23 protein-coding genes are annotated in these 24466 nt (G+C 40.4%); 16 read left to right on the top strand and 7 right to left on the bottom strand.

Annotated elements, in window-relative coordinates:
- Positions 1 to 29: 29 nt before the first annotated feature.
- Both trhA and P5Y91_RS00795 read right to left on the bottom strand, forming a co-directional pair.
- Entirely contained in the window at positions 30 to 677 is a 648-nt protein-coding gene (gene trhA / locus P5Y91_RS00800) for a PAQR family membrane homeostasis protein TrhA (protein ID WP_003011253.1), read from the bottom strand.
- Positions 652 to 1152: a DUF1836 domain-containing protein gene (locus tag P5Y91_RS00795; RefSeq protein ID WP_277838737.1), complete on the bottom strand. Its 501-nt coding sequence runs from the start codon at positions 1150 to 1152 to the stop codon at positions 652 to 654. Before P5Y91_RS00795 ends, trhA begins: the two co-directional genes overlap by 26 nt.
- 66 nt (positions 1153 to 1218) lie before the next feature.
- Here P5Y91_RS00795 and yaaA point away from each other — a divergent pair, with 66 nt between their 5' ends.
- Complete coding sequence (yaaA, locus tag P5Y91_RS00790; RefSeq protein ID WP_277838736.1) at positions 1219 to 1944, top strand: peroxide stress protein YaaA; 726 nt, start codon at positions 1219 to 1221, stop codon at positions 1942 to 1944.
- 118 nt (positions 1945 to 2062) lie between these two features.
- Here yaaA and P5Y91_RS00785 read toward each other — a convergent pair whose 3' ends face one another.
- Positions 2063 to 2509, bottom strand: coding sequence for a MarR family winged helix-turn-helix transcriptional regulator (locus P5Y91_RS00785; RefSeq protein WP_003001765.1), 447 nt, complete (start codon positions 2507 to 2509; stop codon positions 2063 to 2065).
- Between the two features lie 291 nt (positions 2510 to 2800).
- Here P5Y91_RS00785 and P5Y91_RS00780 point away from each other — a divergent pair, with 291 nt between their 5' ends.
- The 7 genes from P5Y91_RS00780 (at position 2801) to P5Y91_RS00750 (ending at position 11853) form a co-directional block, all read left to right on the top strand.
- Positions 2801 to 3214 carry a cell wall elongation regulator TseB-like domain-containing protein gene (locus P5Y91_RS00780; RefSeq protein ID WP_277838734.1) on the top strand — a complete coding sequence of 138 codons (414 nt, stop codon included), beginning with the start codon at positions 2801 to 2803 and terminating at the stop codon, positions 3212 to 3214.
- 16 nt (positions 3215 to 3230) lie between these two features.
- Positions 3231 to 4409, top strand: a complete 1179-nt coding sequence (locus P5Y91_RS00775; RefSeq protein WP_277838733.1) for a pyridoxal phosphate-dependent aminotransferase — start codon at positions 3231 to 3233, stop codon at positions 4407 to 4409.
- Between the two features lie 148 nt (positions 4410 to 4557).
- Complete coding sequence (gene asnS / locus P5Y91_RS00770) at positions 4558 to 5904, top strand: asparagine--tRNA ligase (RefSeq protein WP_182322018.1); 1347 nt, start codon at positions 4558 to 4560, stop codon at positions 5902 to 5904.
- A gap of 68 nt (positions 5905 to 5972) precedes the next feature.
- Entirely contained in the window at positions 5973 to 6710 is a 738-nt protein-coding gene (locus tag P5Y91_RS00765; protein ID WP_277838732.1) for a DUF1003 domain-containing protein, read from the top strand.
- Positions 6711 to 6768: 58 nt separating this feature from the next.
- On the top strand, positions 6769 to 7968 hold the full coding sequence (locus tag P5Y91_RS00760) for an MFS transporter (protein WP_118228107.1): 1200 nt from the start codon (positions 6769 to 6771) through the stop codon (positions 7966 to 7968).
- Positions 7969 to 8386: 418 nt separating this feature from the next.
- Positions 8387 to 10114: an ABC transporter ATP-binding protein gene (locus P5Y91_RS00755; RefSeq protein ID WP_277838731.1), complete on the top strand. Its 1728-nt coding sequence runs from the start codon at positions 8387 to 8389 to the stop codon at positions 10112 to 10114.
- Entirely contained in the window at positions 10111 to 11853 is a 1743-nt protein-coding gene (locus P5Y91_RS00750; protein WP_277838729.1) for an ABC transporter ATP-binding protein, read from the top strand. The genes P5Y91_RS00755 and P5Y91_RS00750 overlap by 4 nt, the downstream gene beginning before the upstream one ends.
- 341 nt (positions 11854 to 12194) lie before the next feature.
- On the opposite strand, the gene P5Y91_RS00745 is transcribed toward P5Y91_RS00750, so the two are convergent.
- The gene (locus P5Y91_RS00745; RefSeq protein WP_003007564.1) at positions 12195 to 12935 is read right to left on the bottom strand and encodes an amino acid ABC transporter ATP-binding protein; all 741 of its coding nucleotides are present in this window, start codon (positions 12933 to 12935) and stop codon (positions 12195 to 12197) included.
- Positions 12935 to 15118, bottom strand: coding sequence for an amino acid ABC transporter substrate-binding protein/permease (locus P5Y91_RS00740; RefSeq protein ID WP_277838728.1), 2184 nt, complete (start codon positions 15116 to 15118; stop codon positions 12935 to 12937). The genes P5Y91_RS00745 and P5Y91_RS00740 overlap by 1 nt, the downstream gene beginning before the upstream one ends.
- A 262-nt stretch (positions 15119 to 15380) precedes the next feature.
- Here P5Y91_RS00740 and P5Y91_RS10360 point away from each other — a divergent pair, with 262 nt between their 5' ends.
- Entirely contained in the window at positions 15381 to 16319 is a 939-nt protein-coding gene (locus tag P5Y91_RS10360) for a CPBP family intramembrane glutamic endopeptidase (protein ID WP_347272182.1), read from the top strand.
- A 102-nt stretch (positions 16320 to 16421) separates the two neighbouring features.
- Here the strand turns inward: P5Y91_RS10360 and P5Y91_RS00730 are convergent, their stop codons facing one another.
- Both P5Y91_RS00730 and P5Y91_RS00725 read right to left on the bottom strand, forming a co-directional pair.
- Complete coding sequence (locus P5Y91_RS00730) at positions 16422 to 17498, bottom strand: sensor histidine kinase (protein WP_277838727.1); 1077 nt, start codon at positions 17496 to 17498, stop codon at positions 16422 to 16424.
- Positions 17483 to 18154, bottom strand: coding sequence for a response regulator transcription factor (locus P5Y91_RS00725; protein WP_031575109.1), 672 nt, complete (start codon positions 18152 to 18154; stop codon positions 17483 to 17485). The genes P5Y91_RS00730 and P5Y91_RS00725 overlap by 16 nt, the downstream gene beginning before the upstream one ends.
- 158 nt (positions 18155 to 18312) lie before the next feature.
- Here P5Y91_RS00725 and P5Y91_RS00720 point away from each other — a divergent pair, with 158 nt between their 5' ends.
- The 7 genes from P5Y91_RS00720 to P5Y91_RS00690 all read left to right on the top strand — a co-directional run bounded on the left by P5Y91_RS00720 (position 18313) and on the right by P5Y91_RS00690 (position 24444).
- On the top strand, positions 18313 to 19023 hold the full coding sequence (locus tag P5Y91_RS00720) for an ABC transporter ATP-binding protein (protein ID WP_023918267.1): 711 nt from the start codon (positions 18313 to 18315) through the stop codon (positions 19021 to 19023).
- A 1-nt stretch (position 19024) separates the two neighbouring features.
- Positions 19025 to 19837 carry a hypothetical protein gene (locus P5Y91_RS00715; protein ID WP_023918265.1) on the top strand — a complete coding sequence of 271 codons (813 nt, stop codon included), beginning with the start codon at positions 19025 to 19027 and terminating at the stop codon, positions 19835 to 19837.
- Positions 19818 to 20507 carry a hypothetical protein gene (locus P5Y91_RS00710; protein WP_023918263.1) on the top strand — a complete coding sequence of 230 codons (690 nt, stop codon included), beginning with the start codon at positions 19818 to 19820 and terminating at the stop codon, positions 20505 to 20507. The genes P5Y91_RS00715 and P5Y91_RS00710 overlap by 20 nt, the downstream gene beginning before the upstream one ends.
- A gap of 262 nt (positions 20508 to 20769) precedes the next feature.
- Positions 20770 to 22758: an excinuclease ABC subunit UvrB gene (gene uvrB / locus P5Y91_RS00705; RefSeq protein WP_195623197.1), complete on the top strand. Its 1989-nt coding sequence runs from the start codon at positions 20770 to 20772 to the stop codon at positions 22756 to 22758.
- 14 nt (positions 22759 to 22772) lie between these two features.
- Positions 22773 to 23270, top strand: a complete 498-nt coding sequence (locus P5Y91_RS00700) for a GNAT family N-acetyltransferase (RefSeq protein WP_023918260.1) — start codon at positions 22773 to 22775, stop codon at positions 23268 to 23270.
- A 93-nt stretch (positions 23271 to 23363) separates the two neighbouring features.
- Positions 23364 to 23987, top strand: a complete 624-nt coding sequence (locus P5Y91_RS00695; RefSeq protein WP_118397705.1) for an NAD(P)H-dependent oxidoreductase — start codon at positions 23364 to 23366, stop codon at positions 23985 to 23987.
- Positions 23988 to 24090: 103 nt separating this feature from the next.
- Positions 24091 to 24444, top strand: a complete 354-nt coding sequence (locus P5Y91_RS00690) for a diacylglyceryl transferase (protein WP_150906204.1) — start codon at positions 24091 to 24093, stop codon at positions 24442 to 24444.
- Positions 24445 to 24466 lie beyond the last annotated feature (22 nt).

The raw sequence follows: 24466 nt of genomic DNA, 5'->3' as shown, positions 1-24466 counted from the left end.
AAAAACCACTCATAAGAGTGGTGAGCGTATTACATAAAGTAAACGATGGCTAAATACTGAAGAGCAGAAGCTGCCAGGATGAAGAGGTGCCAAATCATGTGGAAGTATGGTTTTTTCTTAGCATAAAAGCCAGCTCCAACCGTGTAGCACAGGCCGCCCATGAGCATGAGCCCCCAGAAGATCGGATTGGTTTGGCTAACGATTTGGGGAATAATAAAGATGACCAACCAGCCCATGATCAAGTAAAGAGCGAGACTGAACTTTTCATTGACTTTTTTGGCAAAGATTTTGTAGAGAATACCAAAGATGGTGGTCCCCCATTGGATCAAGATAATGCTGTAGCCCATCCAGTTGTTCATCAAGGTGAGGACAACCGGTGTGTAACTACCTGCGATCGCAATGTAGATCATGGAATGGTCGATAATGCGAAGTACATACTTTTGAGGTGAATCGTAAGACATAGCATGGTAGACGGTCGAAGACAGAAACATCAAAAAGAGACTGATCACAAAGATAGAAGTCCCAAAAGCACTGAGAAGACCGTGTTGCTCAAAGCTATAGACTGCTGAGATCGGAAGTAAGATCAGCATGAGGAGGGCTCCAACAGCGTGGGTTACGCTATTTGCGATCTCTTCTCCAAAGGATAATTTTTTACTTAGTTTCATGGTGTAATTCATCAGTTTCTTCCTCCGTTTTTACTGGTTGAATATAAGACAGGGTTTCAAGATAAAGTTGAACCGTCTGACAGGCAGAGCGAATGATAGGAGCGATCGGCTCTTTTTGCTCATTGAGATAAGCGACAAAGCTATTATAGAGAAGATCTGAGCTTGCCTGGTCCTGCAAGAAATTTAAAGTAGAAGCGATCTCCTGAATAGAAAAGACCGTTTTTAAGGTTGTAATAGCGATCAAGCGAGCCACCTGTCTACGCTGGTATTTCTTTTTATCTGGTTTTTCGACATAGCCATGTTTTACGTAATTGTTGATCATGGCAGCCGTCAAGCCCTTGTCTGAAGAAGAGAGAATAGGTGCACAGGTTTTATTGACGTAAAGAAGGACCTGATCGAGATAGAGGTCTAGCTCAGGCAGTTGCTCCCACGTTGGATAGGAAAAAGTGGACACGAAATCTTCACCTTTCTTTAATCTAGTTTTCATAACAAGATAATAACATTTATAAAAACTCCTGTCAAGAAAATTTGAAAAATATGGTACAATAGACCTATGAAACTATTAATTCCATCCGCTAAAGAACTGAACGAACAGGCTCGTATCGTCGAGCCCCAACCCTTGTCAGAGAACACAAAAACCATCCTCCGAGCTTTGAAGTCATTCTCCCTAGAAGAATTAGCGACCTATTACGGGATCTCAGAGGAAAGAGCTCTAGTAGAAAAGGAAAGAATTGAGGCTCTGTTAGCTGGGAGTGCTAAAACCTATCCTGCTTTGGAACTGTTTGATGGCCTCATGTACCGTAGTATCGAGCGTCAAGACTTATCCGAAAAAGAGCAGGCTTATCTGCAGGAGCATTTGTTGATCACGACTGCTTTATACGGTGTACTACCTGCCTATGAAGCGATTGCTCCCCATCGCTTGGATTTTATGATGAAGCTAAAACCAGCTGGAAAATCTCTAAAGGTACTCTGGAAAGAGGACTATGATCAGGCAGTAGAAGGTGAGGAGCAGATCTTATCCCTTTTGTCCTCTGAATTTGAACAGGTCTTTTCAAAAGCCATTCGTGAGCGAATGATTCGGATCAAATTCATGGAGAATCGTGGTGGGACCCTGAAGATTCACTCGACGATTTCAAAGAAAGCACGTGGGGCCATGGTGACAGCTATGATGAAGGAAGAAATCACCCATTTAGAAGATCTGAAATCACTAGAAGTAGCAGGTTTCTCTTATCGTGAGGATTTATCGCAAGCGAAAGAATGGGTCTTTGTGAAAGAATAAATAAAAATATTCCTGAGAAGCGTCAGGAATATTTTTTTGATCTGTTAGATAAAGAGAATGCACGATGAAAACTCCAAAATAGAGGATTTTGGAGTCAGAATCGTCTTGAGCAGTAGGTTTAGGCGATATGTTTGAATTTCTTCAAGAGTTCTGTCAACTCAGCTTGCTCGCCACTATTAAAGACTTGCATCAAGCGTTGAATATTTTTGATATGATCTGGAAGAGCTTCTTCGATCTTTTTACGACCGGCATCTGTAATAGATACAAGATAAGCACGGCGGTCTTCTGGATCGGTTTCGCGTGTAATCCAACCATCGCGGACCATATTGCGAATAACCACAGTCATATTTCCAGAGGTCGCAAGAATGCTATCAATCAGATCTTGAATGCGGAGATCGCCCTTGCTGTACAAGGTCTCAAGTACAGAGAATTGAGTTGGTGTCAACTGGTGCTTTTTAAAGATATGAGCCTCAGACGCACGGATCAATCGTTCTGCCTTGTGGAAGACGATCATGGTTTTTAAATCTACGTTTGCTTCTTTGAATAATCTCTTTAAATTTTCCATATCTATATTTTATCAATAAATAGTATTTCTGTCGTTTAATTTTATTTTCAAATTAGTTACAAAATTGTGACAAATTTATTAAACTATGAACAAATGATAGCATAGATGTTAATTTTACTTTGTTTATCAAACAATTTTATACTAAAACATTGTAACAGGTATGAAATATTAGTAATAATTCTTTCTTGAAAATCTATAGAATTCTAGGTGGCTTTGGTGTATAATGAGGGAGTGAAACAGAAAAATAATCTTTTTATAGTATGGCAACATATAATAGGAATCTGTATCTTAGTGTTGACGATTCTTTTTTCTTGGCTATTTCTTGCTGAAAAAACTTCTGATCGCTTGCAGGATCAAATGGCGCAAGCAAGAAACATAGCTCTGTCTCACTCTTCGATTGCTACTATTGAGACGGAGAGTTTCTTTCATGGCAAAGAAGCCTATCTTTCCTTTATTGGCAAGGACCAAGAGGGGCAAGATCTAGCGGTTTTGGTGGCGCAGGCGGATGATGCAGTCTATACCTACCCTTTGAAAGAAGGAGTTAGTTCCAAAGAGGCAGCTTCTGTCGTCAAAGAGAAGAGTCGGGACGCGATTGATCGGGTAACTTTTGGACGCTTTAAAGCCAAACCGATCTGGGAAGTCAAGGCCGGGAGCTCCTATTATGTGGTGGATTTCAAGACTGGGAAAGTCACCGGTGTTTTTTAAGATTTGAGGAGGAAATATGAAATTATCAAATCGTGTATTGGAAATGGAAGAAAGTGTGACCTTGGCTGCAAATGCGCGTGCCAAAGCTTTGGTAGCAGAAGGTCGTGATATCTTAAGTTTGACCCTTGGTCAACCTGACTTTGCGACTCCAAAAAATATTCAAGAAGCAGCAGTCGCATCGATCGAGGATGGTCGCGCTAGCTTTTATACGGTCGCATCTGGACTTCCAGAATTGAAGGATGCCATTAGCGACTATATGAAAGAGTTTTATGGCTATGCAGTGAACCGAAATGAGGTTGTGGTCGGTACTGGTGCCAAGTTTATCCTCTATGCCTTCTTTACTTCTGTTATCAATCCAGGTGATGAAGTCATCATTCCAACACCTTGCTGGGTTTCTTATGTAGACCAGGTCAAGATGGTAGAAGGAACACCTGTTACTTTCCAAACGACAGAAGAAAATCACTTCAAGGCAACGGTAGAGCAACTGGAAGCAGCACGTACAGACAAGACCAAGGTTGTCTTGCTGAATTCGCCATCCAATCCAACAGGGATGATCTACAGTAAAGAAGAACTCGAAGCAATCGGAAATTGGGCTGTCGAGCATGACATCTTGATTTTGGCAGACGATATCTATGGGCGATTGGTCTATAATGGCAATACCTTTACGCCAATTTCTAGCTTATCAGAAGCGATTCGCAAGCAAACTATCGTGATTAACGGAGTTTCTAAAACCTATGCTATGACTGGTTGGCGGGTTGGTTTTGCAGTGGGTGATCCTGAGATTATTGGAGCCATGGCCAAGGTGATCAGCCAAACAACTTCCAACTTAACAACCGTTTCCCAATATGCTGCAATCGAAGCTCTCACAGGAGATCAATCTTCTATTGAGATCATGCGTCAAGCTTTTGAAGAGCGTTTGAATACTATTTATCCTTTGTTGAATGAAGTGCCTGGTTTTGAAGCCATCAAACCTCAAGGAGCCTTCTATCTCTTCCCAAATGTCAAGAAGGCCATGGAGATGAAGGGCTATACGGATGTGACGGAATTTACCACTGCAATTTTAGAAGAAGCAGAGGTTGCTTTAGTAACGGGAGCTGGCTTTGGTGCCCCTGAAAATATTCGCTTGTCTTATGCGACAGATTTGGACACCCTGAAAGAAGCTGTTCGCCGACTCAAGGCCTTTATGGAAAAATAAAATCGCAAGATCCTTAGTAATGAGCTGAGGATCTTTTTCTTTAAAAAAAATCTGGTTTTCACAGGTAGAGCCTAGCACTGAAAGCCTTTTTATGATACAATTAAGAAGATAATGTCTTCGGACAAGTTTAACGAGAAAAGGAAGATGAATGATGACAAAACGGATTACTATCATCGAAGTAAAAGACTATGTTGGTCAAGAAGTGACCATCGGTGCTTGGGTGGCCAACAAATCAGGTAAAGGAAAAATTGCTTTCTTGCAATTGCGTGACGGGACTGCCTTTTTCCAAGGTGTAGCTTTTAAACCAAACTTTATTGAAAAATTCGGCGAAGAAGTGGGTCTTGAAAAATTTGACACCATCAAACGCTTGAGCCAAGAAACATCTGTCTTTGTAACAGGGATTGTTAAAGAAGACGAGCGTTCTAAACTTGGTTATGAGCTCGATATCACAGATATTGAAGTGATCGGTGAATCACAAGATTACCCAATCACTCCAAAAGAACACGGGACAGACTTCTTGATGGACAACCGCCACTTGTGGTTGCGTTCACGCAAACAAGTCGCTGTCATGCAAATCCGTAATGCTATCATCTATGCAACTTATGAGTTCTTCGATAAGAACGGCTTCATGAAGTTTGATAGCCCAATTCTTTCAGGAAATGCGGCAGAAGATTCTACAGAACTTTTTGAAACAGACTACTTTGGAACACCAGCTTACTTGAGCCAATCAGGTCAGCTTTATCTGGAAGCTGGTGCTATGGCCCTTGGTCGAGTCTTTGACTTTGGACCAGTATTCCGTGCTGAAAAATCTAAGACTCGCCGTCACTTGACTGAGTTCTGGATGATGGACGCTGAGTACTCTTACTTGACACACGATGAATCACTTGACTTGCAAGAAGCTTATGTCAAAGCTCTTCTACAAGGTGTTTTGGACCGTGCACCTCAAGCCTTGGAAACCTTGGAACGTGATACAGAGCTCTTGAAACGCTATATTGCGGAGCCATTCAAACGGATCACTTACGATGAAGCGATTGATCTCTTGCAAGAGCATGAAAATGATGAAGATGCTGACTACGAGCATTTGGAACATGGTGATGACTTCGGCTCACCACATGAAACTTGGATTTCAAACCACTTTGGTGTGCCAACATTTGTCATGAACTACCCAGCAGCTATCAAGGCCTTCTACATGAAACCAGTTCCTGGAAATCCAGAGCGCGTGCTTTGTGCAGACTTGCTTGCTCCAGAAGGCTATGGAGAAATCATCGGTGGCTCTATGCGTGAGGAAGACTACGATGCCCTTGTTGCAAAAATGGATGAACTTGGCATGGATCGTACAGAGTATGAATTCTACCTTGATCTTCGTAAATACGGTACAGTCCCACACGGTGGCTTTGGTATCGGTATCGAGCGTATGGTAACCTTCGCGGCTGGTACAAAACACATTCGTGAAGCCATTCCATTCCCACGTATGTTGCACCGTATCAAACCTTAATAGACGTAAAAACGCCATTAGGCGTTTTTCACTTTTATCTGCTTCAAAAAACTATGAAAGGAAACTCAATGCTGAAAATAGACATCATCGATGGGAAAGAATACGAGGATGGTCAGGGGTCTTTGATCGCAGATCTAGACCATAGCATTCAACAGATGCTCAAGACATCCTACCCGGAAAGTCAAATGGATGATTTTATCACGTATAAAAATTTGAGCCAATATTGTATGGATTATCTAGGTCAGATTATTGATCGTGCCAATGATAAAAATGATGCGATTAAACAGCAGGTGACAGGTGTCATGCCCGAAAGCGAGCGTCCCTTTAACGTTGAAGACCGCTTGACAGCCAGCTATACCTTCGGTCAGCGTGTGGCGGATTCGGTTGCGCGCTTCGGTGGTTCTTGGACCTTTATTATTAGCTTCATCATGATGATGGCTATCTGGATGTTGATCAATGTCTTGCATCCCTTTGGCTGGAATTTTGACCCTTATCCCTTCATCTTGCTCAATCTTGCGCTTTCTACGATTGCGGCGATTCAAGCTCCTTTGATTATGATGAGCCAAAACAGGGCAGCAGATTATGATCGCCTGCAAGCGCGAAATGACTTTAACGTCAATATGGAGTCAGAAAGAGAAATTCGCTTACTGCATACGAAGATTGACCATATGGTGCAACAAGACCAGACGGATTTACTGGAAATTCAAAAGTTGCAAACCGAATTGTTGGTGTCCTTGTCTAATCAAGTGGCCCAGCTGCGTCAAGAAATGAATCAAGAAAAACTGAAGGAGGTGGAGAAGATGTAGGCAAATCTAAGTAAGTCTTTTAGAAACACTTATATAATCTATTGAAAGAGGAAAAACAATGTTTAAAAGAACTTACAAACGCAATATTTCACTCCTAGCAGGTTTGGAATTTACATCTTATTTTGGAATCACCAGTTTTTGGATTCTCTTTTTTATTCAGAATGGCCTTTCTTTGCTTCAGATTGGTTTATTAGAGAGTATCTTTCATGGGACGAGTCTCTTGTGTGAGATCCCGTCTGGTATGTTAGCAGATCGCTTTAGCTACAAGACCAATCTCTATTTGGCTCGCTTGTCCAGTATTGGATCCTCGATCTTGATTTTATTTGGTCAGGGGAATTTTTGGATCTATGCCATTGCTATGATAATCAATGCTTGGTCTTATAATTTTGACTCGGGGACCAGTACAGCTTTCTTATTTGATTCAGCTGTGGAAGCAGGTCAAAAAGACCGTTATCTTCAGATTTCTAGCTTCTTGTCTGGTGTGGCCGAAGTCACCCGAACTTTAGGTACAGTTGTGGCAGGCTTCTTTATTCACGGAGCATTGGCTTGGACCTATTATATTGCTATTGCTCTTTCCGTGCTTTCCATACTCTTGATTTTTCTCATGAAGGAGCCAGAGAGCAAGAGTGATGAAAGAAATCATTTGACCTTAAAGCGGATATTGGAGGTAGTGAAACAAGAATGGCAGGAAAAACCAGTCTTGTTTTACTGGATGCTCACCTATCAGTTGGTAGGGACCATCATGTGTATGTTTTATTTTTACTACCAACAGAAAATCAGTGACTTAGCCAGTTGGCAAGTTTCGCTCATCATGTTAATTGGTAGTGGATTCAATCTCCTGGCGGTTTATTTGGCCAGTCAAATCGGGAAAAAATGGAATAGTAATCAAGTCTTTCCGATTCTGGTTGCACTGACAGGGTTGACCTTGCTTTTGGTAGGTGCGAAGACTCCATTCGCCTATTTGAGTGTCTATCTCTTAACCAATGCCCTTTATGCCGTTTACCAACCCATCTACTACAATGATTTACAAGCCTATCTACCTTCCAGTGTACGAGCAACCATGCTGAGTATCAATTCGATGATGTTTAGTTTATCTATGATCGTGATTTTCCCACTGACTGGTTGGTTGATCGATACTTGTGGATTTGTAGCAGTCTTTCTTGTGCTAGGCCTTATAACATTCCTATCTTTCCCTCTCTTACTGATTGGTTTAGGGAGAATGGGCAAGACCTTAAGCGAGGTGACAAAGACTGAATAAAACTTATAGGGTTCTTGAGTCTAACAAGATTTAAATAGCAGAAAAACTGAACAATCCTTCTATGCTATGTAGGAATAGTAAGATTGAAGACAAAGTCATCTTAGAAACTTTCCTTAGGCGAGGACGGACGTCAGCGAACTTCTATGAAGTTCCATGACTAATTATTGAGCCTAAGGTCTCAATAATTCCGAGTGCTAGAAACAATAGTGTTTCTAGCACTTTTCTCACAGCGGAAAGTTTCAGTAGATGATTGAATAGCTCTAACAAATAAAATTATTTTATCTTTATAGAAGTTAATTAATTTGTATAAAAGAGCAGTTTGTCTACGTTCTCATACTCTCTGCTTGGCAGGGAGAGTTTTTTGTCAGTTATAATTGTGGTAAAATAGGTATATCCTATTTAAAAAGAATCGAGTTGTATGAAATCATTATTGAAGTATTTTAAGGGCTATCTATGGGAAACTTTTCTAGGGCCCGTGTTTAAGCTTTTAGAAGCTATTTTTGAATTGTGTGTCCCCTTAATCATCGCCCACTTAGTCGATCAGGTCATTCCGAAAAAGGAAACGAGCGCAGTGGTGATGACGGTCGGTGTTTTGTTTTTATTTGCGAGCTTTGGTGTCGTCGTAGCTATTACGGCCCAGTATTTTTCTTCTAAAGCAGCTGTCGGCTTTACCCGCGAGATGACCAAGGATTTGTATGAGAAGATCTTATCACTTCCAAAGGACAAGCGCGATAGGATCGGGACTTCTAGTTTGGTAACCCGTCTCACTTCTGATACCTATCAAATTCAGGTTGGGATCAACCAATTCTTGCGCCTCTTTTTGAGAGCACCGATTATTGTCTTTGGTTCTATCATCATGGCTTTCACCATCAGTCCTAAACTAACCCTTTGGTTCTTGGGGATGGTGGCGATTTTAACCTTGATTATTGTGATCATGTCTCGGATTGTCAATCCTCTTTTTGCCAAGATCCGGAAAATCACAGACCGAATGGTCACAGTGACGCGTCAGCAATTTCAAGGGATGCGGGTGATTCGGGCCTTTGGACAACAGTCTAGTGAATTAGAGGACTTTAGAGAGGTCAATCAGGACTACAAGATCTGGCAAATTCGCGCTGGTATCTGGTCTAGTTTGGTCAGTCCCTTGACCTTCCTTGTGGTCAATACGACCTTGGTTTGTGTCATTTGGCAAGGACAATTGAATATCTCTGCTGGTCTTTTAACCCAAGGGATGTTGGTCGCTTTGGTCAATTATTTATTACAAATTTTAACAGAATTGATCAAACTGGCGATGCTGGTCACGTCTTTAAATGTCAGCTATATTTCAGCTAAGCGTGTTCAAGAGATTTTTGATTTGAAGGAAGAAGACCTCTTAGAAGCTCTGCCAGAAGAAACTGCAAGAGAGCAAGAAGCGATCAGCGCACAGAAAGTTACTTTCACTTATCCAACGGCTTCAAGCCCAGCTCTAGAAGATATTTCCTTTGATCTGGATCATGGACAGATGTTGGGAATTATCGGTGGTACAGGATCTGGGAAGTCTACCCTGGTTCAGTTATTGAGTCATTTGTATACTGTGAGTCAAGGAAAATTAGCCCTCTATCATCAAGCTCACTCTCCTAAAACTCTCAAGGAGTGGCGGGACTGGGTAGCTGTTGTTCCACAGAAGGCAGAGCTCTTTAGAGGGACTATCCGCTCGAATCTCTTACTAGGGATGGAAGAAAATCTATCGGATGATGATTTGTGGTGGGCCCTAGAAACAGCTCAGGCAGCTGATTTTGTCCGTGAAAAAGAAGGACAACTCGATGAGCCAGTGGAAGCCTTTGGTCGAAATTTCTCAGGAGGCCAACGTCAACGGTTGACCATTGCGCGTGCCCTTTTGAAGAAGGCTCCTTTCTTGATTTTGGATGATTCAACTTCTGCCTTGGATTATTTGACGGAAGCTCGTCTCTTAAAATCGATTAAAGAAGAATTGAGTAATACGAGTTTGATCTTAGTATCTCAACGAACCAATAGTCTCAAGACTGCTGATCAGATTTTAGTCTTGAACAAGGGACATCAAGTAGGACTGGGAAATCATGATTTCCTTTTGTCTACCAATGAGATTTATCAAGAAATTCATTATTCACAACACGGGAGGGAGGAAGCATGAGTCAAAAACGTTCCAGTTATTTAAAACGTCTGTTTAGAGATTTTGCTCACCATCCCGGGCTCCTGATCCTAGCTAGTCTTGGAACCATTGCTCAAGTGGCCTTAACGGTTTGGTTACCGATCCTGATCGGACATGCGGTTGATTTAGTCATCAATCCTCAAGGAATGACAGTCTTATGGCCCGTTTTGATCCAAATGGTTCTGGTCATTGTGGCTAATACCCTGATCCAATGGATCAATCCTCTTGTCTACAATCAATTGGTCTATCGGTTTAGCCAAAGCCTAAGAGCAGAAGTGATGGAAAAAGTACACCGATTGCCCTTGTCTTATCTAGATAAACAAGGGAGCGGGGACTTTGTCAGTCGCCTCACGACCGATGTAGAGCAACTCAATAGTGGTCTTCTGATGGTCTTTAACCAGTTCTTTGTTGGCCTCTTAACCATTCTTGTCACTATCGTGACTATGGCGGAATTGGATTTCTTTATGATGGTGGCGGTTCTGGTCTTGACCCCTTTATCCCTGTTGATTGCTCGTTTTATTGCCAAGCGTTCTTATACGCTTTTCCAAAAGCAGACCAAGGCGCGTGGTCTTCAAACCCAGTTGATCGAAGAGTCTTTGACCCAGGAAAGTTTGATCCAGTCCTTTAATGCTCAGGATCAATTCCGTAAGGCTTTTAAAGGGACGAATGAAAGCTATGCCAATTATTCCCAATCCGCTGTCTTTTATTCCTCAACTGTCAACCCTGCCACTCGCTTTGTGAATGCCTTGATTTATGCAGTAGTGGCTGGATTTGGTGCGGTACGCATTATTTCGGGATCTCACTTTACTGTCGGTCAATTGGTGACCTTCCTCAATTATGTCAATCAATACACCAAGCCCTTTAATGATATCTCCTCTGTCTTGTCAGAACTCCAAAGTGCCCTTGCCTGCGCAGAGCGCTTGTACAGCGTCTTGGATCAAGCTGAGGTCGAAGAGACAGGGCAACGGGTTCTGGAAAGTCAGAATGTCAAAGGTGCGATTGGTTTTGAGCATGTCTCATTTGGCTATGATTTGGGGCGGACTTTGATCAAAGATTTAACCATTCAGGTTCCAGCTGCCAGTAAAGTGGCCATTGTAGGGCCTACAGGAGCAGGAAAATCGACCTTGATTAATCTGCTCATGCGTTTCTACCCTGTTAATTCTGGAGAGATCACGATTGATGGGGTGCCAATTACGGACTACACCCGTGCTTCTTACCGCCAACAGTTTGGTATGGTTCTGCAAGAAACCTGGCTCAAGGTTGGGACCATTCATGAAAATATTGCCTTTTCTCGTCCAGATGCAAGTAGAGAAGAAGTCATAGAAGCAGCCAAAGCAGCCAATGCAGATTTCTTCATTCGGCAGTTGCCACAAGGGTACGATACCTATCTTTCAGATGCTGGAGAGTCTTTGTCCCAAGGTCAACGCCAACTCTTAACGATTGCTCGGGTTTTCCTTTCAGTTCCTAAGATTTTGATCCTGGATGAGGCGACATCCTCCATCGATACTCGGACTGAGGTCTTGATTCAAGATGCCTTTAATCAGCTCATGAAGGGACGGACCAGCTTTATCATTGCTCACCGCTTGTCGACCATTCAAAATGCTGATATGATCCTTGTAATGGTAGATGGCGATATTGTTGAGCATGGTACTCATGAAGAGCTAATGCAAGCGCAAGGTGTTTACTACAAGATGCAGACAGCTCAGCAACAGATTAGTTAAAATGAAAAGCATTTTCAAACTTGAAAATGCTTAGATTGAAGATAAAGACATATTCAAAACTTTCCTTAGGTGAGTACGGACGTCAGCGAACTTCTGCGAAGTTCCAAGACTAATTATTGAGCCTAAAGTCTCAATAATTCCGAGTGCCTGAAACTAAATTGTTTCAGGCACTTTTCTCACAGCGGAAAGTTTCAGTATTTTCTTGGTTCATTTTTAAAATTGAAAATCATTGTTGTTCCTTTTTAGAATCGCTTTACTTATTTTATTTTAAAATAGTTAGTCCACAATCTAAGCATTTTCAGATTTGAAAATGCTTTTTTGGGTCTAAAAAGCACTATTTTTTAAACGTTTAGAACCTTATCCAAGAATTCTTTCAAACGTGGGTGTTGTGGGTTGTCGAAGATTTGGTCTGGTTTGCCGTCTTCGAGGAATTCACCGTCTGCGGTGAAGATGACGCGGTTGGCTACTTGGCGGGCAAATCCCATCTCATGGGTAACGATGATCATGGTCATGCCTTGCTCTGCCAACTCTTTCATAACGTTCAATACATCTCCAACCATCTCAGGGTCAAGGGCAGAAGTAGGTTCGTCAAAGAGCATAATATCTGGATTCATGGCAAGTCCACGTGCGATAGCCACACGTTGTTTTTGACCACCGGAAAGGCTGTTCGGATTGGCATCGGCTTTATCTGCGAGTCCAACTTTTTCCAACAATTCCATCCCGACTTTTTGAGCTTCTTCACGGGTCATCAGTTTGTGCTCTACTGGCGCAAACATAATATTTTCAAGGACGCTCATGTGAGGGAAGAGGTTGAAGTGTTGGAAAACCATCCCGATATTTTCACGGACTAGATCAACATTAGTTTTTGGATCGGTTAGATCATATCCATTAACTGTAATTTGACCTTTTGTAACTTCTTCGAGGAGATTGAGACTACGAAGGAAGGTCGATTTACCTGAACCGGATGGTCCGATAATACAAACCACATCTCCTTCATAGAATTTTGTTGAAATTCCTTTTAGGACCTCATTTTCACCATAGTATTTGTGGAGGTCATGGACATCAATTTTTAATTTAGCCATTAGTTAACCTTCTTTTCTAATTTTTTTGCAAATCGTGTTAGCAAGGTGATAATCACGAGGTAGAAGACGGCAAGGATCGCATACATCTTGAAACTTTGGTAGTTTCGAGCGATGATGATCTTACCAGTTTGGAAGAGTTCTACCAATCCGATCGCAGAAACGATAGTCGTATCTTTCAGGGCAATGACGAATTGGTTAACAAAGTTTGGAAGCATGAGTTTGGTTGCTTGTGGCAAGATGATCTTGCGCATGGTCTTGCCATAAGAGATCCCAAGGCTTCGGCTGGCTTCCATCTGTCCAATCGGTACAGCTTGGATCCCCCCACGAACAATTTCTGCAATATAGGCAGCAGCATTGAGGGAGAGGGCGATGGTACCTGCAACAAAGTCGTTGATTGGGGATTGATGACCTGTGACCGATTCAATCAAGTTTGGAATTCCCCAGAAGATGAAGGCAGCGAGGATCATGAGTGGGATTCCACGAATGACATCGACGAAGATTTCTGCTGTCCAGCGGAGCCATTTATAAGGGCTAACACTAAACATCCCAAAGATAACACCGATCACCATAGCAATGGCGAAAGAGAGAAGGGCAAGGGCAAGAGTGACACCCAAACCACTTAACAATTGTTTGTAGTTGTTTTGGAGCAAGCCCCAGATCGTTGTTTCATCTGCTGTTGTACTTGAAGTACTTGACTTGCTATCTGCTTTAAGGTATTTATCGAGAATCTTTTGGTATTGACCACTTTTCTTCAAGTTTGCAAGACCGTTATTGAACATTTCGATCAATTCAGGATTTTCACCCTTTTTAACGGCAAATGCTAGTTGACCACTTGGAGTTCCTTCGATAGGTGTTTTGAATTTACGTCCTTGTTTAATAGCGTATTTGATAACAGGTTCGTCATCCATGATCGCTGCAACAGAACCAGAATTCAAACTATCATACATAGAAGCTCCGTCAGAGAAAGTTTTGATCTTGTAACCATATTTCTTTTGGTTTTCTTCAAGGAAGTTTTGTGAGGAAGTACCATTTTTAACACCGACTGTCTTTCCTTTTAGATCATCATACGAATCAATCTTGCTATCTTCTTGGACTGCAAGAATAGAGTTAGCCGTGTAGTATGGTTCAGAAAAATCGAAGGTTGATTTCCGAGCATCTGTTACTGTCATCCCTGCGATCATTCCTTGCGCATGACCAGATTGGACATCACTTACCGCAGCATCAAATCCAGGATTGTCAATCTCGATGGTAAATCCTTGGTCTTTGGCAATAGCCTTGATCAAATCCATATCGATTCCTGTGTATTTGTTTTTTCCATTTTGGAAGACAAATGGTGCAAAGGAAGAATCACTTGAAATGCTATATTTTGATTTTTTAGGGGTTGCTTTTTGACCGGCAGGAGTAGTGGTTTCTGGAACGGCACTGTTACTTGATGATTGGCTTTCACCTGTCCATTTTTTGATGATCTCATCAAGTGTTCCATCAGCTTTCATTTGAGCGAGAGCCTTGTTAAATTCAGTGATTAACTTTTCATGATTTCCACCTTTTTTAACACCAAAGGCAAAGCCACCGACTGCTTCCCCGTCCATATTGATAGCTAGGTCCTGACCCTTTTGGATGGCGTATTGAATAACAGGTTGGTCGTCCATCACCGCATCGACCGCACCAGCTGATAAACTGTTATACATGAGATCACCAGTATCAAAAGTCTTGATCTTGTAGCCGTACTTGTCCTTGTTTTTATCGAGGAAGCGTTGGGCTGCAGTTCCGTTTTTAACACCGACTGTCTTCCCTTTTAATTGGCTGTACTTCGTGATTTTGTCAGCTTTCGTAGTCGCGATGACAACTTTTGTATCATAGTAAGTATCAGACATGGTGAAGACTTTTTCACGTTCTGTTGTTTTGGTCATTCCGGCCATGATGGCATCCGCTTGACCAGCTTGAACTGCATTGACTGCTGCATCAAATCCAGGGAAGGATTTGTCCAAATCCCAGCCGTTGATTTCAGCGACCTTGTCTAAGATCTCTACGTCGATTCCTTTATAGGTTTGATCTGAATCCTTAAATTCAAATGGTGCATACGCTGTATCGAAAACGACCTTGATCGTTTCAGCATGAGCATGACCAGCGAATGCAACGATTGGAAATAAGAAAAGCAAACATGCTAGTAATTTTTTCTTCATTTCTGTCTCCTTTAAATTCTTTTCTCTTAGGGGATTTGACCCATGAGCACATTGACCAAAGGATGGCCTAAAAAAAACAAATCATTCATACCAAAACGAGTATGAATGGTCTTATGTTTTTCTACAAGAGCTATTATATCAGAAAAGACGTTGCTTTGCAAGAAAAACCCGGTTTTCATGTTAGGTTTTCTAACACGAAACGATATTGCAGCTCTAGATTTTCTTTGCTACAATGGAACTATCAGATAAATGGAGGTTGATCATGAAGAAAGGAAAGATGATTCAGGATATAAAAACTAACACCTCATGGCCAGTTCTTATTTCTACACTATTTTATGTATTATTAGCATCTCTCTTTATAGAAGGAGGCCTTTGGATTGGTAGTGAACTTGTGGGGCCATTTTCCTTAGTTATAGGTTTTCTAGTGGAGTTCTTTTCGCCAGGAAATGAGACAGCAAGTATTCAAGAATTTTTCTACCATTATCTTCTCTATTATGAGCTTTTCAGTTTTGTAATCATACTATTTCTCTTTATTTTTTGGGTGAAGGTCATAGAGAAGAATGCTTTATCAAGCTTAGGCTTTGTAAAAAGAAATTGGCTCAAGTATCTAGTCTGGGGGATCATGATTTCACTTGTTCAAATGGGAGTGATCGCGCTTGTCTACCAAGTAAGTGGCATAGGGTATTTTGTGTTAAATGAGCTGAGTATAGAGCCCTTGCTTTTTATCCTAGGATTATTTCCATTTTGGCTTCTGCAAGGGGGGACGGAAGAAGTAGCCACACGAGGCTGGCTCCTGACTCGGATTGCTGCAAGAACTAATCTGCCTTTAGCGATCGTGATTTCTAGTAGTCTCTTTGGCATTCTGCATATGGGAAATGCAGGAGTGACCTTCTTATCCGTTCTGAATATCATCCTCGATGGAGTGCTGGCTGGTCTGCTTTTTATCTATACGGATAGTATCTGGCTAGTGGTCGCCCAACACGGAACTTGGAACTATGTACAAGGAAATCTCCTTGGTTTTCAAGTCAGTGGTACAGGCGCAGATGCGTCTATCTTTAGTTTTACCATGGGAGATGGACCTGATTGGTTGACCGGAGGGGCATTTGGAGCAGAAGGATCAATCATCACCACTTTGGTTCTTCTTGTATCCCTAGTGATTGTTTATCGCTTAGGGGAAAGGAAAGAAAAGTTTGCTGACTAACCTCTGTGTAATGTCTGAAAGTCATATATGAAAAAGACAAACACCAAAAATGACGTTTGTCTGCGTTTTGAGTCGAACACATAATGATGAGTTCGGCTTTTTCTATATAATAATGGGAATGATTAGTTTCACTTGTGCACCATTATCAATATTTTCTAAATGCATAGTTCCATTATGAAGTTTCATGACACGTTTCACGAAAGATAAACCAAGTCCAAAGTGACTTTCTTGAGAGGGTGTTCTTGCTTGGTCCTCTTTATAGAAAAGATTTCCAGCATGTTGTAAAACACTTTTTGAAAAAGTAGATTGATTGTTCCATATGGTTAGAACTAATCGATTATTTTCTTGTGACATTGTTAGCTGGATCTTTGCATCATTTTCTTTTTGATGTTGTATTGCATTATTAATAATATTTGTGATTGCTCGAAAAAATAGATTGGAATGAATGGCAATTTGTGTTGATGGAGTTACTATGTTTGAAAAAACAAATTGTGTATTTTTGGGGAGTAAAGGAGTGATATGTTCCTTCAATTGGTGAGCTACTTGTTTAATTGATATTTTTTCAAGTTGAATATCATGGTCGTAAAAGGTTTTGGAGTATTGGATAAAGTGGTTAAAATAATCGTTTAACTGAATACTTGCTTGCTCAAGGTCTATAAGACATTCCATTGTTTGAGGTGTTTGCTCGGTGGATTGTAAGAATTCAGCATTTCCTCTGATAACAGTTAGAGGGCTACGAAGATCATGTGCAGCACTAGATACTTGAAACATGAGTTCTTTTTTTTGATCTTTTTCATTTTGAATTCTATTTTTTATATCAGATTGCATTTTTTCGATCAGATCATTTGTTTCAATGAATTCTTTAATCTGCAAATGGTGATGTTCATTTTTGGTGAAATATAGTCCACTATGATAAACCATGTTCATTTCTTTTTGAATCTTGGTTAATAATTGTCTAATATTTATTACAATGATAAAAATTAAAATGATGCAAAGATAAATCCAAGAACTGACGCTAAAAAATAAAGCAAAGCGATTAGCATTTTTCTCATTGATTCCAGATACAGAAGATAGAAGAGCTGGAACTATGTAAAAAAGTATCAGACATAGAAGAAATTGCCAAATGATTTTAAGGTAGGTACGCTTAATGAGTTGCTTGATTGTCAATTCTTTTTCCATTTGTATCCTCCTCCCCATACTGTTTTGATGGGATCAATTTGATGAATCTTAAATTTTTGTCTGATTTGATAGATGTATTCAGTAATGGATCGTAGTTGTGCATCAGAGTCTACAGGATAAAGATAATTGTAAAGTTCTTCTATGCTAAATATTCGGTTTTCATTTTTTGCTAAAAGATAAAGTAAATCAAACTCTCGCTTGGTTAATGAAATTCTCTTTGATTGATAATAAACTTCTTGACTATCTCGATAAAAAGTTATATTTGAATCCATCTCTTCTTTAGAGGCGTTGTGAGATCTTTCTTCCCTCCGAAGATGCATTTGAATTCTTGCAATCAATTCCTTTATGCTGAATGGTTTTGTGATGTAATCATCGGCTCCGGCTTGTATTCCTTTTAGTAAATCTTCTTCAAAATCTTTAGCTGTTAGAAATAGAATTGGAGTAGTAATTTGTGAACGAATGGAACGACAGATTTCTAAACCAGAAATAGGCATCATGACGTCAAGTAAAATTAGATCGAATCCAGTAAAGTCACAGATATTAATCTCCTCTATATTTTTACGAGTTTCCACGTGAAAGTTGTTCGCTTTTAATGTATTCGCTATTAATCGTAAGATTTTTTCATCATCGTCAATGGCTAAAATTTTATACTTCATAGTTCCTCCAATTATATGAGCATATTATAGCAAATCTAGAATGCAATTTGTTGAAAATGAAAAAAATAATTATTCTGAGAATTTCCTGATTTTCTCCTGTTATACTTGCTCCAAGTGAAGGTGGAATTTCACTAAAAGTCAGAAAGGAAAAAGAATGAATGATAACAATTCAAAAGCTACATAAGGAATATAATAATAAAATTGTCCTTCAAAACGTGTCTTTCAAAGCCAAAAAAGGTGAGATTACCGGATTGATTGGACCGAATGGATCTGGAAAATCAACTTTAATTAGAATTTTACTTGGTTTAGAAAATAGTCAAATGGGAATGGCGTTGATCGATGGAAAAAAATACTCTCAATTGGGAGATAATCCTTTTTGTATTGTTGGATCATTCCTAGATAGTTGTCAACCTTATCCAACTAGAACAGGATTTCAGCATCTTCGGTGGATTGGCTTGGCTTGTGGCGTTGACAAAAATAGGTGCAACGAATGTTTAGAGTTGGTGGGGTTAAGTGAAGCTAAAAATAAAAAAGTAAAAGACTATTCATTAGGAATGAAGCAACGTCTTGGTTTAGCAACAGCCTTATTAGCAAATCCTGACATCTTAATTTTAGATGAACCAATCAATGGACTAGATCCAGAAGGAATACGCTGGGTACGCAATTTTTTGCAGTCTTTTGTCAATGAAGGTAAGACTGTATTAATGACAAGTCATTATATGAGTGAGTTAGAATTAACTGTAGATCATTTGGTTGGGATTTCTAATGGGAAGATTGTTATTGATGCTCCTACCAAAGACATTTTGAAACAGTTTGGATCTTTTGAGGAGGCATATTTTAAGGCACTCGAAGGGAAAGAAGGTGAATAATATGTTGAAGCGTTCCTTTTTTAGTGACCTCTATAAATATTGTAGTTTACCTACTTTTAAATTCACTTTTTTTCTTATTTTGGGAGTCAGCATATTTTTTTCAATTCAAAATATCCAGGTGATAAATGCTTTAGTAGAAGGAAATGGACAGGCTGTTAACCTTGATCCATCTATGCTATCATCGAATCCAGTCTATACAGTCAGGGATGCTCTTTTATCTTCCCCCTACCAAGCAAGTGTTATTTTCTTACCAATCTTGGTTTCACTTGTTTATTCAACCCATTACCAATTTGGTGATGATAGTTTTACTCAGTTATTGATTCCTAACTGGAAAGTTCGTCTTACTGGTTTTATTGCAAGTTCGGTTGTCTTATCGATACTTTCTACTTTAGTATTTTCTATAGTAAATGCTGTTGTTTTACTCGTTTTTCTGGATTCAACTTTAAAGAATTATTTAGAATTGACTTTGTTCTTAGATGTTACGGTAAGAGTTATGATATTTGCAATCGTTCTTACTCTATTAGCTTTACTCTTAGTAATAGTAACGAAAAAATCAATGACTTCATTAATTGCAGACGTTTTGTTATTGGTAATCACTTTATCAGGTATTTTAAGAGGAATTTCCTCTAAAATAGAAAATCTCTTGCCTTTGATTGGAGCAAAGTCATTTGCTTTTGGCCGAATTGAAGGGACTCAAACGAGCCAATTGTATGGATTTACACTTTTAGTAGTTGAAGGGATCTTGTTCTTGGTATTCATAATGCTTGTAGAAATGATTCGAATGAGGAGGAAGAATGGCAAGAATATTTTTTAGTCTTATTGTCAAAAAATATAGTTTAAAACCCGTAAAGTACCAGATAGCTATACAGTCACTTTTTATAGGTTTTGTGTGTCTCTTAGGTGTTTTACCAGTTTCAATCAATGATACTGTTGTACAATTATCTATAAAGCAAGCTCTTGTTTTTGCATCAATGCTCTCTGTTAGTATTGGGTGTGTTAATGCATTTGTTGAGTTACAAGCTCACGAAACAAAACTGGTTTATTTGGTAAGCGGAAAAAGGATCTTAAGTTCAATTAGGATCCTGTTCGTAGAGTTATGTGATGTACTAATCCAATCAACCTTATATTTCATTGTACTGCTTGTATGGTTTCATTTTTTTAGTAGCGAAAATGGTGTCAGTTTAGAACTTTTCAGTTTCTATTTGATTGGCTCCATCCAATATTTTTTAATTTCTTACTTCTTAAGTTATTTTTTCAAAAGTCCAATGGGGAGTTTAGCTATTTTGCTGCTATTTCCTATTTTGGTACAACCATTCATAGAAAGAGTAGTGGAACCATTGACTAGTTATCTATTTTATAATATTGTTGCGGATACCATTTTAGGTAGTGCTTCCAATTTGCAACTCTGTACTTACGTTATTGGACTTGTATGCTCATTTGGAGCAACTCTCTACCTCTTGGTAAGGAATCAAGAAGTTAAGTAGTAAATTGATCACGTAAAAACAATACTGATGAGCAAACCTTGCTAATTTTGTATATCATGGACACTGATGTTTATTACGTATTGCATTGTTTTAGAATAAAAGACAAGACTTTCGAAGTAATTGCGAGAGTCTTGTTTAGTTTTCGCTCTAATTTGTGTCCAATTAATTATTTTGTAATATGTTGTTTTCCCTTTCATTCCTCATCTCAGAGAATTCTAGTGATTTATGGTAAAATAAGGTCTATATATGTGAGGACAAAGAGATGATTAATCGAGTAACAGATAACAAATTTAAACTAGTATCCAAATACCAACCGTCTGGGGATCAACCGCAGGCTATTGAGCAACTGGTGGATAACATCGAGGGAGGAGAAAAGGCTCAGATCCTGATGGGGGCGACTGGTACGGGGAAGACCTACACCATGAGCCAGGTCATCGCTCAGGTCAATAAGCCGACCTTGGTCATTGCCCACAATAAAACCCTAGCAGGCCAGCTCTATGGAGAGTTCAAGGAATTTTTCCCTGAGAATGCGGTTGAGTACTTCGTATCTTACTACGATTACTACCAGCCAGAAGCTTATGTGCCCTCTAGCGATACCTATATCGAAAAAGATAGTTCGGTCAATGATGAGATTGACAAGCTTCGTCACTCAGCAACATCAGCATTGTTAGAGCGTAACGATGTGATCGTTGTCGCTTCTGTCTCTTGTATCTATGGTTTGGGTTCTCCCAAAGAATACTCGGACAGCGTGGTCAGCCTGCGCCCAGGTCTGGAGATTTCTCGTGATAAACTGCTTAATGACCTAGTGGATATCCAGTTTGAGCGCAATGACATCGACTTTCAACGGGGGAAATTCCGTGTTCGTGGGGATGTGGTCGAGATTTTCCCAGCTTCGCGTGATGAACATGCCTTCCGGGTGGAGTTTTTCGGGGACGAAATTGACCGCATCCGTGAGGTTGAAGCTTTGACGGGTCAAGTCCTTGGTGAAGTGGACCACTTGGCTATTTTCCCAGCCACTCACTTCGTGACCAATGATGACCATATGGAAGTAGCCATTGCCAAGATTCAAGCGGAACTAGAAGAGCAGTTGAAGGTCTTTGAAAAAGAAGGAAAACTCCTAGAAGCTCAACGCTTGAAACAACGGACAGAGTACGATATTGAAATGCTGCGGGAGATGGGCTACACCAATGGCGTCGAAAACTACTCCCGTCATATGGATGGCCGGAGTGAAGGAGAGCCTCCTTACACCCTTCTTGACTTCTTCCCAGAAGATTTCCTCATCATGATCGATGAAAGTCACATGACCATGGGACAGATCAAGGGCATGTATAATGGAGACCGCTCGCGCAAGGAGATGCTGGTCAACTATGGCTTCCGTTTGCCGTCTGCTCTGGATAACCGGCCACTGCGTCGGGAAGAGTTTGAAAGCCATGTCCACCAGATTGTCTATGTGTCAGCGACACCAGGTGACTATGAGATGGAACAAACCGATACTGTCATCGAGCAGATCATTCGTCCGACAGGTCTACTCGATCCTGAGGTGGAAGTGCGTCCGACCATGGGTCAAATGGACGATCTCTTGGGTGAGATCAATGCGCGTGTTGAACGGGGAGAGCGGACTTTTGTCACCACCCTGACCAAGAAGATGGCAGAAGACTTGACCGACTACTTCAAAGAAATGGGGGTCAAGGTCAAATACATGCACTCGGACATTAAGACCTTGGAGCGGACCGAGATTATTCGTGATTTGCGTCTGGGTGTCTTTGATGTCTTAGTCGGAATCAACCTCCTTCGTGAAGGAATTGACGTACCAGAAGTTAGCCTAGTTGCTATCCTTGATGCTGATAAGGAAGGCTTTCTTCGTAATGAGCGTGGATTGATTCAGACCATCGGTCGTGCTGCTCGTAATAGTGAAGGTCACGTGATCATGTATGCGGACACCATGACCCAGTCTATGCAAAAAGCCATCGATGAAACAGCCCGTCGTCGGAAAATCCAGATGGCTTATAATGAAGAGCATGGCATTGTACCACAAACCATCAAGAAGGAAATCCGTGACCTCATTTCTGTTACCAAGGCTGTGGCCAAGGAAGAGGACAAGGAAGTGGATATCACCAGTCTCAACCGCCAAGAGCGCAAGGAACTGGTCAAGAAACTGCAAGGTCAAATGCAAGAAGCCGTCGAAGTGCTTGACTTTGAACTAGCAGCCCAAATCCGAGATATGATGTTGGAAGTCAAGGCTTTGGATTAGATAGGATAAAGCGAATGAAGATTATCATTAAAACAATGGAAACTCCTGAAGAGATAGAAGGAAAATCTCTCGTTCATTGGCAAACGTGGAGAGAGGCTTATGACGATCTTTTACCCGCGGAATTTCAGGAGACGATGACATTAGATAGATGTCGTTTCTTTAGTCAAAAGTATCCAGAAAATACCTTGATTGCGATGGATGGAAAGAAGGTCGTTGGATTTATCAGCTATGGAAATTTTCGTGATGAGGCCATTCAAGCTGGTGAAATCATCGCCTTATATGTTTTAAAAGATTACTATGGAAAAGGTGTGAGTGAACAGTTATTGCATGCTGCATTTGCTGTTCTCGATCATTTCTCTGAAATTTATTTATGGGTATTGAAAGATAATAAGCGAGCCATTGCTTTCTATCAAAAAATGGGTTTTACTTTTGATGGCCAAGAAAAAATACTTGAACTTGGAAAACCTGTTAAGGAATTGCGGATGAAGTGTTCTTCGAATAAAAATTCCTAAAGGACCTATCTATCAATCTTTGAACCATTATCAATTAATCAAGTAAAAAAATAAAAGAGATAGAATGAACCAAAGAAATGAAGGAGAAGACGAATGAAAATTCTGGTCATCAATGGACACCCGGATAAGGAAAGTTACTGTCAGGCTATTTTTCAAACCATTGTCGAAACGATTGAATCAAATCGCCACGAGCTCCAAGTGATCAGTCTCAATGAAGAGGACTTTGATCCTGTCCTTCGCTATGGTTATCGAAAGCGGATGGAGGAAGATTCCTTTATCCTTCGTTCTCAAGAATGGATACAATGGGCGGATCACCTGATCTTTGTCTATCCTATCTGGTGGAGTAGTATGCCGAGCCTCATGAAGGGCTGGATCGATCGGGTCTTTACACCGGGGATTGCCTACTCTGCTAATGATCAGGGGAGTTTTATATGGAATTACCTGAGAGGCAAGCAATTCAAGAAGTTACTTAAAGGGAAAACAGCCAGTATTTATGCGACCTCCATGGCGCCTACTTGGTGGTATAAGATCTTTTCAGGCCCTCTCAACATTCCAGATAGTTATGGTATTTCTGTCTTAAAGAATGCCGTCTTGAACCACTGTGGGATCAAAACCAAGCGCGTCTGTATCTTGGGAGAAGTCGGTCGGGATGTGAACACCGCTAGCATGCGAGAGAAGCATCTTCAAAAGGTAGCAGAAGAAGTGAAAAAACTCTGATCCTGTCCTCGTCTTTGTTGGACATGTCCAGGCAAGCGGTTGTATTCTTAACGGATGTTGGATAAAATAGGAATAAAATCTATTAGAAATAGGGGAAATAAATATGTTTCTATTTATGTATATGATCTATGTCATCTATTCCATTTCACAACTGAAAAAAGAAGATAAAAGGGTCTCTCTTATTACGAAGATTGTCGTTTATAGTTTATTGGTTTTATCATTGGTTAAGATCTATTTCGGCTTAGTGGCATTTATATTTTCCCCTTTACCACTAATTGGTTCTATAGTTTCTTTTGCTCTTGGCGGTATGAGACTCGTTCTTAGAATAGTTATAGCTCTTAGCTTACTTTTATTATCGCTAAGTCTATTTTTAGATAGTAAAAAAAATGATCCAGATGCGCCTCAAATTGATCATTGGATTCGATTGGGTTATCATATTCTGTTGATGTTTCTTTAGGAGATCCAGTTTAAACCAATTA

It is taken from the genome of Streptococcus taoyuanensis (genome assembly GCF_029589235.1).
Taxonomy (GTDB): domain Bacteria; phylum Bacillota; class Bacilli; order Lactobacillales; family Streptococcaceae; genus Streptococcus; species Streptococcus taoyuanensis.
This window is presented reverse-complemented; position numbering and strand designations above follow the sequence as displayed.